Source organism: Pelomonas sp. KK5, assembly GCF_001984095.1.
GTDB lineage: Bacteria > Pseudomonadota > Gammaproteobacteria > Burkholderiales > Burkholderiaceae_C > KK5.
Genome location: NZ_LYVQ01000207.1, coordinates 1 through 12,069, shown reverse-complemented (window position 1 = coordinate 12,069; position 12,069 = coordinate 1). Strand labels below are relative to the sequence as shown.

Here is a 12,069-nt window from a genome sequence, read left to right as displayed (position 1 = left end):
TGTTGTAGAGCGCGCGGCAGCCGTCCCAGTAGGCGCGCCAGGTGGCGGCGTCGGGCCGGGTCCAGAAGGCCTCGGCCAGCGCCCGCGCTACCGGCCCGCCGAGCCGCTCGAACATCGCCAGCTTGCGCTCCAGCCGCCCGTGGTGCGAGGTGCTGGACAGGATCACGCCGCGCGCATGGCCCGGGTGGCGGGCGATGTAGCGCTGCGCGACGAAGCCGCCGAAGGACTGGCCCAGCACGATCGGCTTCTCGATCCCTAACGCCGAACATAGACGGACGATGTCGTCCGCCCAGGTGTCCAGCGTCCACTCCTCGCGCGGCCGCGGGTCGCTGCGGCCGTGCCCGCGGTGGTCGTAGTAGACGATCTGGGCCAGGTCGGCCAGGCGCGAGAAGCCGGGCTTGAAGGCCGAGTGGTCGAAGCCCGGGCCGCCGTGCATGCAGATCAGCGTGGGCTTCTCCCGCATCGACGGGCCGTCGGGCACCAGGCCCGGGCCCTCCATGTCCACGAACAATCTCACGCCGGCTTCGATCTCGATCCTCATGGGCCCGACTTTAGCCAAGGCCGCGGCCATTTCGTCGCAAGGGCACGCCGGCGCGCCGCCCGCGCAGGAGAATGCCGACCATGAGCCCTCGCGCCGATCCAGCCGCCGCCTTCCTGCGGGTCTTCAACCTGCGGATGATCGCGGCCGTCTACTACTTCTGCCTGCTGCATGCGCTCTCGCGCGAACTGGCCTGGTATGACTACGAGCCGATGCCGCTGGGCGAGTGGCTCTATTCGCTGGTGCAGTTCACCCGCCAGTCGCTGATCACCGGGCTGGGGATCCTGCTGATGATCGCGCTGGCCGAAGCGCTGCTGACCGGCCGCGCCTGGGCGCAGGGCGCACGGGCGCTGGCGGTGCAGGTGCTGGCGGTGGCCGTCGGCGCCTGCGGCGGCGCGGTGCTGCGCCACTATGCCGTCAACTACGGGGACCCGAAGGCCCACTTCATGTGGGGCTGGTTCGTCTCCACGGCCGGCCTGTGGACGGTGCTGGGCTGCATGGCCTACGTGCTGCTGCGCTCGGTGCGCGCCGAGCATGCGGCGATCGACCGGCTGCGCCTGGCCGCCCGCGAGCGCGAGGCCCTGGCCGCCCAGCAGATGGAGGCGCAGGTCTCGGCGCTGAACGCGCAGATCGAGCCGCACTTCCTGTTCAACACGCTGGCCAACGTCAAGCGCCTGTACGCCACCACGCCCGATCGCGGCCGCGACATGCTGGTGAGCCTGATCGCCTACCTGCGCGCCGCCCTGCCCAGCATGCGCCGCTGCGATTCCACGTTAGGGCAGGAGCTGGAGCTGGTGCGCAACTACCTGACCATCCTGCAGATGCGCATGGGCGAGCGCCTGTCCTTCGACATCGAGGCCGATGCCGGGCTGCTGGCGATGCGCCTGCCGCCGATGGTGCTGCCCACGCTGGTCGAGAACGCGATCAAGCACGGCCTGTCACCGCTGCCCGAGGGCGGCCGCATCGAGATCAGCGCGCACGCCAGCGGCAGCGGCGAGATCGCGGTGGAGGTGCGCGACAACGGCCAGGGCTTCGCCGGCAGCGGCGGCTCGGGCGTGGGCCTGGCCAACACCCGCGCGCGGCTGGCCGCGCTGTTCGGCAGCGGCGCGGCGCTGGAGCTGGAAGCGGCCCAGCCGCGCGGCGTGGTGGCCCGGGTGCGCATGCCGCTGCAGGCGGCGGCATGAGCGCAGCGCTTCCGGTGCCACGCGGCATCACACCCGCGGCGGCCTTGGGCCACCTGCTGGCCTCCTGGCGCTCGCTGAAGCTCCGCGAGCTGGGCCTGTTCACGCTGACCGGCGCGCTGCTGGCGCTGATCGACCTGACCTCGCTGCTGGAGCTGGGCATGGAGCCGCAGAAGCTGCTGCCCATCCTGACGCGGCTGGCGGTGCCGGTGATCGCCAGCGTGCTGCTGCTGGCCGCCTGGCTGCCGGCCGACCGCAGCGCCATCACCCACCCGCGCCGGCCGCTGCGGCTGGCCATGGCCGCGCTGGCCGGTGCGCTGCTCACCAACGTCGCGCTGACGCCGCTGATCCACATGCTGCCCTGGCCGACCATCGGCGACCTGATGCGGGCCAAGAAGGGCCTGCCGCCGGTGAGCGACATGGGCGCGATGTCGCTGGCCGGGAACATCCTCTCCGATTTCATGGTGATGGCGATGCTGGTGGCGGTGCTGGAGCTGCTGCAGCGCCGCCGGCGCAGCGAGCTCTCGATGCAGCGCCTGCTGGACGAGCACAGCCAGCTGCGCCGCGACGCGATGGCCGCCCGCCTGGCCGCGCTGCAGGCCCAGGTGGAGCCGCAGCTGCTGTTCGATGCGCTGGTCGACATCGAGCAGGCCTATGCCCGCGGGGACGAGGCCGCGCCGGCCCGCATGGAGGAGCTGATCCGCCACCTGCGCGTCGCCCTGCCCCGCCTGCGCGAGCCGGGCACGACGCGGCTGGACGCCGAGGCCGAACTGCTGGCCAGCTACCTGGCCGTGCTGCAGGGCCTGGGCCATCCGCCGATGGCCTTCGCCACCGACTGGCCCGAGGCCTTGCGCGGCGCCGGCGTGCCGCCGATGATCCTGCTGCCGCTGCTGCAGCGTGCGCTGAGGCTGGCCGTTAGCAACAGGCCGCCGGCCCGGTGCGAGCTGACGGCCGAGACCACGGCCGACGGCGGCCTGCGGGTGCGCCTGAGCTTCGACCGCCCCGGCCTCGCCGGCGACGATGCCGAGCTGCAGGCGCTGGCCGAGCGGGTGCGCGTGCTGAGCCCCGGCCCGGCCCGCCTGCTCAGCGAGACCACCGCCGGCGAGACCCGCTTCGTGCTGCAGCTGAGCCCGAGAACCTGAAGACGAGGAGCGATCCGCACATGCCCACCGCCGTCATCGCCGAAGACGAGGAGACCCTGCGCCACGAGCTGGTCGAGCAGCTGGGCCAGTTGTGGCCGGAGCTGGCCATCGTCGGCGAGGCGGCCGACGGCGTGCAGGCGCTGCGCATGATCGACCAGCACCAGCCCGATGTGCTCTTCCTCGACATCCAGATGCCCGGCGCCACCGGGCTGGACGTGGCCCGCCAGGTCGGCGCGCGCAGCCATGTGGTGTTCGTGACCGCTTACGACCAGTACGCGGTGGCGGCCTTCGACCATGGCGCGGTCGACTACGTGCTCAAGCCGCTCTCCGCCGCGCGGCTGTTCACCGCGATCAGCCGGGTACGCCAGCGCCTGGCCGGTCCGCCGGCCGAATACGCGCAGAACGTGCACCAGGCGCTGGACCAGCTCGCCGGCCCGCGCCCGGCCGGCAACGGCCGCAACTACCTGCGCTGGATCAATGCCTCGGTGGGCCAGACGCTGCGCCTGATCACCGTCGACGAGGTGCTCTACTTCCAGTCCGACAACAAGTACACCCGGGTCGCCACCCGCGAGGGCGAGGCGCTGATCCGCAAGCCGCTGAAGGAGCTGGTGGACGAGCTGGACCCGAACCAGTTCTGGCAGATCCACCGCTCGACGCTGGTCAATGCCAGCGCGGTGGAAGCGGTGACCCGCGACTTCCGCGGCCGCATGCAGCTCAAGCTCAAGGCCCGCGGCGAGGCGCTGCTGGTCGCCGAAAGCTACACGCACTTGTTCCGGCAAATGTGAGCGGCCCGCTGTCGCCCTCATGACGTGCGACGTCATGGCGGCGCTCCACAATCGTCCGGCACCATCGAGACAGACGCCGGAGACACGATCATGGAAACGCTCAGCCACTACCGCATCTGCCCCCTGTGCGAAGCCTGCTGCGGACTCGAGGTCCGCACCCAGGGCGACAAGGTCATCGGCATACGCGGCGCCGGGCAGGACGTGTTCAGCCACGGCTACATCTGCCCCAAGGGTTTCTCGCTGAAGGACCTTCACGAGGACCCGGACCGGCTGCGCACGCCGCTGATCAAGCGCGACGGCGCCTTCGTCGAGGCGAGCTGGGACGAGGCCTTCGCCGAGATCGAACGCCGCCTGGTGGCGATCCGCGAGCAGCACGGGCCCGATGCGCTGGCCCTGGTGCTGGGCAACCCGAGCGCGCACAAGGTCGGCCTGCTGGCCTACGTGCCGCGGCTGATCAAGGCGCTGGGCACGCGCAACTTCTTCTCCGCCTCCACGCTGGACCAGATGCCCAAGCAGCTCGGCGCCGGCCTGATGTTCGGCCACTGGCTGTCCATCGCCGTGCCGGACATCGAGCGCTGCGACTACCTGCTGATGCTGGGCGCCAACCCGATGGTCAGCAATGGCAGCCTCTGGACCGTGCCCGACTACCGCGGCAAGGCCAAGGCGATGCGCGAGCGCGGCGGGCGCATCGTCGTCGTCGACCCGCGCCGCACCGAGACCGCGGCGCAGGCCGACGAGCACCTGGCGATCCGCCCCGGCGGCGACGTGTACCTGCTGCTGGGCCTGGTCCACACGCTGTTCGACGAGGGGCTCGCCAAGCCCGGCCGGCTGGCCGAATGGACGAACGGCATCGAAGCGCTGCGCGAGGCGGTGCTGCCCTTCACGCCCGAGCGCATGGTCGCCGGCTGCGGCATCGATGCGGCCACCCAGCGTCGCCTGGCCCGCGAGCTGGCCGACGCGCCGCGCGGCTGCGTCTACGGGCGGCTGGGCACCTGCACCCAGCGCTTCGGCACGCTCAACAGCCTGCTGATCGATGCGCTCAACGTGCTGACGGGCAAGCTCGACGCACCCGGCGGCGCGATGTTCCCCAAGGCCGCCGCCTTCGCCGCCAACACGGCGGGCGCGCCGGGCTCGGGGCGCGGCGTGCGCACCGGCCGGCATGCGAGCCGGGTCAGCGGCGCGCCCGAGGTGTTCGGCGAGCTGCCGATCACGCTGCTGGCCGAGGAGATCGAGACTGCCGGCGCCGGCCAGGTGAAGGCGCTGATCGCCATCGCCGCCAACCCGGTCCTGTCCACGCCCAACGGCGCCCGCCTGTCGCGCGCGCTCGAAGGCCTGGACTTCATGGTGAGCCTGGACATCTACCTCAACGAGACCAGCCGCCACGCCGACGTGATCCTGCCCGGCCTCTCCCCGCTGGAAGACCTGCACTACGACGTCGCCTTCCCCCAGCTTTCGCACCGCAACCACGCGCGCTTCAGCGGCCCGGTGTTCGCGCCGCCCGCCGGGCAGCCACAGGAATGGGAGACGCTGCTGCGCCTGGCCGCGCTGTTCGATCCCGAGGCCGCCGCGATGCCCGGGCCGGAGGCGCTGATCGACCAGGCGCTGCGCCACGGGCCCTATGGGCTGACGCTGGACCAGGTGAAGGCAAGCGACGGCGGCATCGACCTCGGCCCGCTGCAGCCGCGCATCCCCGAGCTGCTGCGCACGCCGAGCGGCCGCATCGAGCTGGCGCCGCCGCAGCTGCTGGCCGAGCTCGCCCATGTCAACGAGGCGTTACTAACGCCGCAACCCGACGGCATGCTGCTGATCGGCCGCCGGGACGTGCGCTCCGGCAACAGCTGGATGCACAACCTGCCGGTGCTGGCCAAGGGGCCCGAGCGCTGCACGCTGCTGATGAACCCGACGGACGCCGAGCGCCTGGGCCTGGCCGACGGCGCCATCGCGCGGCTGAAGGCCGGCGCCGCCGAGCTGCTGGCGCCGGTGGCGCTGACGACGGACCTGATGTCCGGCGTCGTCAGCCTGCCTCACGGCTGGGGCCACGACCTGCCCGGTTCGCGCCTCTCCCGCGCCGCGGAACGACCGGGCGTCAACATGAACGCCCTGCTGGACGACCGGCTGCGCGATCCGCTGTCGGGCAACGCGGTGCTCAGCGGCGTGCTGGTGGAAATCCTGCCCTCGCACTGACGCGGTGCTGTGCTACATTGCCCGCCCAAGAACCGCACAAGACCTTTCTCCAAGGTCTTCAAACTGCCCCACAGAGGCAGCTTCAACTCCCCGATTGATCTTGAGTGTTTCTACCCCCGGCGGCGTCGTGCATGCCGACGGGATTCAACATCTGTAATTCGAAGGTTTTTCAAGAAATGACGACCCTGCAAAACGGCACCGTGAAGTGGTTCGACGACGGCAAGGGCTACGGCTTCATCACGCCGGCCGACGGCTCCAAGGACCTGTTCGCCCACCACAGCGAAATCAAGAACAACGGCGGCTTCCGCACGCTGGCCGAAGGCGCCAACGTCGAGTTCGAAGTCAAGCAGGGCCCCAAGGGCCTGCAAGCCGCGAACATCCGCGCGCTGTAATCCTCAGCTCCCGCTGAAGCAAGAAGCCGGCTCCTCGAGCCGGCTTTTTTCATTGTTGCGGCGGCACCTGCCAGACCGTCTTGCCGTTCACCTGCGCCTCGCCCTTGGCGAAGCTGAAGCTGCTGGCCAGGAACTCGCCGTCGCGCTGCGCCATGCCGCGCTGCACGACCGAGGCGGCGACCAGTTCGGCCTGCTCCTTGGCCTGCTCGGGCGGCAGGCCCTGCGCGCCGGCCGCCAGCCATTGCAGCGGCACGCGGCCCTTGGCGCTGGCGCTGACGAGTTGCGCGACCTTGGCGCTCAGCGCCTCGGGCGGGCCGTCCAGGTCGGCCTGCTTGAGGCCGGCGATGGCCAGGCTGGCCGACAGTTCCCCGCGCTTGCCGCCGAAGTCCACCGCGAACTTGTCGATCGAGTAGCTCGGGTCGCGCAGCAGCATCGTCTTGCCCGCCGCGCTGAACTGCTGCACTGCCTGCATCAGCATCGCGTTCAGCGCCTGCGGATCCTTGGCCGTGCCGCAGCCCTGGCCCAGCGAGTCCATGAACTGCTGCATCGCCTTCTCGATCGCGGCGACCTCCAGCCGCTTCAGGCTCAGCTGCAGGTCCATATTGGCCAGCTCGATCGGCTGGCCCGCGCCGGGCGAGACGCTGATCTTGCCGATCGTGTAGCTGCCCTGCACGTCCATCAGTTCCTGGGCCAGCGTGGCGCCGCCCTTGATCGCGAGCTTGTCCATCACCATGCCGACGCTGGTGCCGCCGGGGCCGCTGTTGTGGCTCTCAAGGTGGTCGATCGCCACGCTCTGCGTGCCCGGCCGCAGCCACAGATTGCTGCCGCTGGACTCGCCCTCGACCAGCAGGCCCTTCATCGTCATGCTGCCGGCGCCCATGGCCGGCTGGGCCGTGCTGCCCGCGAAGGCCATCGTGAATTCGGGCGCGGCCCAGCGGTAGCGCAGCTGCGAGCCGTCGCGCCGGCCGGAGACCGCGATATCCATGTCGGACCAGGCCAGCTTGCCCTGCTCGCCGGGCAGCGCCTGCGCGCCCGCCGGCAGGCGCCAGCTGGTGTCGAAGCCGCCGCCGTAGCCGTAGCTGGACTGGATGCCCTCGACCTTGAAGCCCGGCTCCGCGCTCACGCGGGTGCTGACGTGGGCGGCGCCGACATGCCTGAAGCCCGGGAAGGGACCGTACTGCACCTCGTGCTCGAAGGCCACGGTCAGCGGCTGCGCGCCGGCGGCCGGCCCGCAGGCGAACTGCAGCTTGCCGCCGTAGCGGCCGCCGGTGAGGCCGGTGTCCTTGTGGAGCTCGGTGAGCTTCAGGAAGGGGTACTTCTTCTGCGCTTCGGCGAGCTGGGCGTCATAGCCCTGCTCGAAGCTGCGGCCGGTGAACCAGGTCAGTCCCAGCCACGCCACGCCCACCACGGCGACTCCCGTCGCCACCTTTGCTGCACTGCTTATCGCCATCGTCGCTACTCCCCGTTCTGATCGGAGCGGCGATGGTAGGTGGCGCGGCGGACCGCGCCACCTCACAGGTGCAGATTCACACCAGGCCGCCGCCCAGCACCTTGTAGAGCTGCACGGAGTTCAGCAGGCCGGCCAGGCGCACCTGCACCAGTGCCTGCTGCGCGGCGAAGGCGTTGCTCTGGGCGTTCAGCAGGTCCAGGCTGCTGGACGCGCCATTGCGGTAGCGCAGGTCCACCAGGCGCAGCGTCTCGGTGGCGGCCACCGCCTGGCGCTGCTGGGCGGCGAGCTGCTCGCCGTAGGTGGCGCGGCCGGCCAGCGCGTCGGCCACTTCGCGGAAGGCGGTCTGCACGGCCTTCTCGTACTGCGCCACGGCGATGCCCTGGGCCGCCTTCGTCGCCTCGACATTGGCCTTGGTGCGGCCGGCGTCGAAGATCGGCGCCAGCGCATTGATGGTCCACGTCCAGGCGGTGCCGTCGAACAGGCTCTTCAGCGCGGTGCTGGCGAAGCCGTAGCTGCCGGTCAGCTGGATGCTGGGGAAGTAGGCGGCGCGGGCGGCGCCCACGTTCGCCTCGGCGGCGGCGAGCGTCTGCTCGGCCTGCAGCACGTCCGGCCGCGCGGCCAGCACCTGCGAGGGCAGGCCGGCCGGGATGTCGGCCAGCTTCAGGTCGGACAAGACCTGACCCTTGGGCAGTGCCGCCGGCAGCGGCTGGCCGACCAGCAGGGTCAGCGCATTGAGGTCCTGCGCGCGCTGGCGCTCGGCCTGCGACAGCGCGGCGCGGGCCTGGGCCGCCGAGGACTCGGCGGTGTTCAGGTCCACCGAGGAGGCGGCGCCGGCATCGAACTTGAGCTTGTTCAGGCGCAGCGATTCGTCGCGCGAGGTGACCGTGTCGGCCGCCAGTTGCAGCAGTTCCTCGTCGGCCTGCAGCGCCAGGTAGGCCGAGGCCACGCCGGCTACCAGCGTGATCTGCGCGGCGCGCTGGCCTTCGGCAGTGGCCAGGTAGCGGGCGGTGGCCGCGTCGCTCTGGTTCTTCACCTTGCTGAACAGGTCCACCTCGTAGCCGGACACCGTGGCGCCGAACTGGTAGGTGTGGGCGATCGTGCCCGAGGCCGGCGTGGCGTTGCCGATGAAGCCGCCGCTCAGGGTCGGGTAGCGGCTCGCGTCGGCCACGCGGGCCTGCGCCCGGGCCTGCTCGACGTTGAGGACAGCCACGCGCAGGTCACGGTTGTTCGCCAGCGAGAGCGCGATCAGCTCGCGCAGGCGCGCGTCGCCGCCGTAGAAGCTCTGCCAGCCGAGCTCGGTGGCCGGCGTGCCGGCGGTAGCCGAAGCCGCGGGCCATTGCGAAGCGACCGAGGCTTCGGGCCGCTTGTGGTCAGGCGCGAGATTCACGCAGCCCGCCAGGGCCAGGCACGCGCTCAGGAGTGCTAACTTCAATTTCATACAGGTTCCCCCGCGCCCGGCGAGGCAGGTTTGTCGTCGTGCTCGAACTCATGGGCGGCCAGCTTGCGCTGACGTTCGCTGCCCTTGAAGATGCGGCGCACGACCAGGAAGAAGATCGGCACGAACAGCACCGCGAGCACCGTGGCCGAGATCATCCCGGACAGCACACCGGTGCCGATCGCACGCTGGCTCGCCGAGCCGGCGCCGCTGGCGAAGAACAGCGGGGCCACGCCCAGGATGAAGGCCAGCGAGGTCATCAGGATCGGGCGGAAGCGCAGGTGCGCCGCTTCCAGCACCGACTCGACCAGGCTCTTGCCCGAGGCTTGCAGGTCCTTGGCGAACTCGATGATCAGGATCGCGTTCTTCGCCGACAGGCCCATGATCGTGATCAGGCCGACCTTGAAGTACACGTCGTTGGGCATGCCGCGGATCGTGGCGCCCATCACCGAGCCGAGGATGCCCAGCGGCACCACCATCAGCACGGCGAACGGGATCGACCAGCTCTCGTACAGCGCCGACAGGCACAGGAACACCGCCAGCAGCGAGAAGGCCAGCAGGATGGTCGCCTGCGCGCCCGACAGCTTTTCTTCACGCGACAGGCCGGTCCACTCGCAGCCGATGCCCTGCGGCAACTTCTGGCAGAGCTGTTCGATCTCGGCCATCGCCTCGCCGGTGGAGTGGCCCGCCGTCGCGTCGCCGGCCAGGCGCATCGCCGGGTAGCCGTTGTAGCGGGTGGCCTGCATCTGGCCGGTGATCCACTTGGTGGTGGCGAAGGAGCCCAGCGGCACCGGCGCACCCTGCGAGTTCGGCACGTTCAGCGCCAGCAGGTCCTCCGGCGACATCCGCGCGGCCTGCTCGGCCTGCACGACCACGCGCTGCATGCGGCCCTGGTTCGGGAAGTCGTTCACATAGGCCGAACCGACCGCGGTGCCCAGCACGTTGGCGATCGCGTCGAAGCCGACGCCTTGCGCGTTGGCCTTGTCGCGGTCCACCTCGATCTGCAGCTGCGGCGCGTCTTCCAGGCCGTCCGGACGCATGCCGGTGATGATCTTGCTGCCCTGGACCATGCCCAGCATCTGGTTGCGCGCGCCCAGCAGGGCCTCGTGGCCGAGGCCGCCGCGGTCCTGGATGCGCAGCGCGAAGCCGGTGGCGGTGCCCAGTTCGGGAATCGGCGGCGGCGACAGCGGGTAGATGAAGGCGTCGCGCACGCCGCCCATCATCGCGCCGAAGGCCCGTCCGGCCAGCGCGCTGGCGCTGTGCTCGGCGCCCTTGCGCTCTTCCCAGGGCTTCAGCGGCACGAACACCAGCGCGGCGTTCTGGCCCTGGCCCGAGAAGCTGAAGCCGATCACGCCGATCGTGTCCGCCACTTCCGGCTGCTTGTGCATGAAGTCCTCGACCGCCTTGACCGCCGCTTCCGTGCGGTTGGTCGTGGCGCCCGGGGGCAGCTGCACGTTGACGATCAGGTAGCCCTGGTCCTCGTTCGGCAGGAAGGAGCCCGGCATGCGCAGGTACATCCAGCCCACGGCGGCGATGACCGCCAGGTAGGCGACCATCATCACGCCCGCACGCTTCAGCAGCTTGGCGACCCAGCCCTCGTAGCCCTTGGCGGTGCGCGAGAAGCCGCGGTTGAACCAGCCGAAGAAGCCGCGCTTCTCGTGGTGGTGGCCGGCCTCGACCGGCTTCAGCAGCGTGGCGCACAGCGCCGGGGTGAGCGACAGCGCCATGAAGCCCGAGATCAGCATCGCCGAGACGATGGACACCGTGAACTGGCGGTAGATGTTGCCCACCGAGCCGGAGAAGAAGGCCATCGGCAGGAACACCGCCGTCAGCACGACGATGATGCCGACGATGGCGCCGGAGATCTGGCCCATCGCCTTGCGCGTCGCGGCGCGGGGCTCCAGGCCCTCCTCGCTCATGATGCGCTCGACGTTCTCCACGACCACGATCGCATCGTCCACCAGCATGCCGATGACGAGCACCATGCCGAACAGCGTCAGCACGTTGATCGAGTAGCCCAGCGCGTACATCACCCCGAAGGTGCCCAGCAGCGCGATCGGCACCACCAGCGTCGGGATCAGCGTGAAGCGCCAGTCCTGCAGGAACAGGTACATCACCAGGAACACCAGGATCACCGCCTCGATCAGCGTCTCCACGACCTGCGAGATCGAGATCTTGACGAACTTGGACGAGTCGTACGGCACCTCGTAGATCACGCCTTCAGGGAAGTACTGCTTCAGCTCTTCCATGCGGGCCTTCACCGCCGTGGCGGCCGCCAGCGCATTGCCGGTGGGCGAGAGCTGGATGCCGATGCCGGTGGACGGCTGGCCGTTCAGGCGCGAGTAGGAGCCGTAGCCCTGGCCGCCCAGTTCGATGCGGGCCACGTCCTTGAGCCGCACGGTGGAACCGTCGGCGTTGGCGCGCAGCACGATCTTGCCGAACTGCTCGACGGTCGTCAGCTGGCCGGTCACGACAACGGTGGCCGTCGTGGTCTGGCTGCTCGGGTTGGGCAGGTCGCCGATCGAGCCGGCGGGCACCAGCGCGTTCTGCTTGCTGATGGCCGCGTTGACCTCGGCCGTGCTCAGCTTGTAGCCGACCAGCTTGGCCGGGTCGATCCAGATGCGCATGGCGCGCTCGGTACCGAACAGCTGGGCCTGGCCGATGCCGGGCAGGCGCTGGATTTCCGGGACGATGTAGCGCGAGGCGTAGTCGCCCAGCGCGATCGGGTCCAGCTTGCCGTTCTTGCTCGAGAGCGTGACGAAAAGCAGGAAGTTCGAGCGCGACTTGTCGACCTTGACGCCCTGCTGCGTCACCGCCGCCGGCAGGCGGGGCGTGGCGCGCGACAGGCGGTTCTGGATGTCGACCTGGGCCAGGTCGATATTGGTGCCGGGCTCGAAGGTGGTGGTGATCGAGGCGGTGCCGTTGGCCTGGCTGACCGATTCGATATAGGCCAGGCCGGGCG

The 12,069-nt window shown here is 70.3% G+C and carries 9 protein-coding genes; 5 read left to right on the top strand and 4 right to left on the bottom strand.

Features of this window, described 5'->3' with window-relative positions; all coding sequences use genetic code 11:
- A partial coding sequence (locus B0W88_RS24660; RefSeq protein WP_144006942.1) for an alpha/beta fold hydrolase occupies positions 1–541 on the bottom strand: 541 nt, incomplete at its 3' end.
- An 80-nt stretch (positions 542–621) separates the two neighbouring features.
- Here B0W88_RS24660 and B0W88_RS24655 point away from each other — a divergent pair.
- From B0W88_RS24655 to B0W88_RS24635, 5 genes are all read left to right on the top strand, one after another.
- On the top strand, positions 622–1,722 hold the full coding sequence (locus B0W88_RS24655; RefSeq protein ID WP_077037260.1) for a sensor histidine kinase: 1,101 nt from the start codon (positions 622–624) through the stop codon (positions 1,720–1,722).
- Complete coding sequence (locus B0W88_RS24650; RefSeq protein WP_083749046.1) at positions 1,719–2,861, top strand: histidine kinase; 1,143 nt, start codon at positions 1,719–1,721, stop codon at positions 2,859–2,861. The genes B0W88_RS24655 and B0W88_RS24650 overlap by 4 nt, the downstream gene beginning before the upstream one ends.
- 20 nt (positions 2,862–2,881) lie before the next feature.
- On the top strand, positions 2,882–3,646 hold the full coding sequence (locus tag B0W88_RS24645) for a LytTR family DNA-binding domain-containing protein (RefSeq protein WP_077037258.1): 765 nt from the start codon (positions 2,882–2,884) through the stop codon (positions 3,644–3,646).
- A 90-nt stretch (positions 3,647–3,736) separates the two neighbouring features.
- Complete coding sequence (locus B0W88_RS24640) at positions 3,737–5,830, top strand: molybdopterin-dependent oxidoreductase (protein WP_083749045.1); 2,094 nt, start codon at positions 3,737–3,739, stop codon at positions 5,828–5,830.
- Positions 5,831–6,015: 185 nt separating this feature from the next.
- Complete coding sequence (locus B0W88_RS24635; protein WP_198937930.1) at positions 6,016–6,222, top strand: cold-shock protein; 207 nt, start codon at positions 6,016–6,018, stop codon at positions 6,220–6,222.
- Positions 6,223–6,271: 49 nt separating this feature from the next.
- Here B0W88_RS24635 and B0W88_RS24630 read toward each other — a convergent pair whose 3' ends face one another.
- The 3 genes from B0W88_RS24630 to B0W88_RS24620 all read right to left on the bottom strand — a co-directional run.
- A complete protein-coding gene (locus B0W88_RS24630; protein ID WP_083749044.1) occupies positions 6,272–7,672 on the bottom strand; it encodes a YdgA family protein in 1,401 nt (466 codons plus the stop codon).
- 76 nt (positions 7,673–7,748) lie between these two features.
- Positions 7,749–9,110 carry an efflux transporter outer membrane subunit gene (locus B0W88_RS24625; protein ID WP_077037255.1) on the bottom strand — a complete coding sequence of 454 codons (1,362 nt, stop codon included), beginning with the start codon at positions 9,108–9,110 and terminating at the stop codon, positions 7,749–7,751.
- A partial coding sequence (locus B0W88_RS24620; RefSeq protein ID WP_077037254.1) for an efflux RND transporter permease subunit occupies positions 9,107–12,069 on the bottom strand: 2,963 nt, incomplete at its 5' end. The genes B0W88_RS24620 and B0W88_RS24625, both read right to left, overlap by 4 nt.

Coding starts and splice junctions, on each gene's coding strand:
- B0W88_RS24655 (WP_077037260.1), top strand. CDS start 622: ATGAGCCCTCGCGCCGATCCAGCCGCCGCCTTCCTGCGGGTCTTCAAC.
- B0W88_RS24650 (WP_083749046.1), top strand. CDS start 1,719: ATGAGCGCAGCGCTTCCGGTGCCACGCGGCATCACACCCGCGGCGGCC.
- B0W88_RS24645 (WP_077037258.1), top strand. CDS start 2,882: ATGCCCACCGCCGTCATCGCCGAAGACGAGGAGACCCTGCGCCACGAG.
- B0W88_RS24640 (WP_083749045.1), top strand. CDS start 3,737: ATGGAAACGCTCAGCCACTACCGCATCTGCCCCCTGTGCGAAGCCTGC.
- B0W88_RS24630 (WP_083749044.1), bottom strand. CDS start 7,672: ATGGCGATAAGCAGTGCAGCAAAGGTGGCGACGGGAGTCGCCGTGGTG.
- B0W88_RS24625 (WP_077037255.1), bottom strand. CDS start 9,110: ATGAAATTGAAGTTAGCACTCCTGAGCGCGTGCCTGGCCCTGGCGGGC.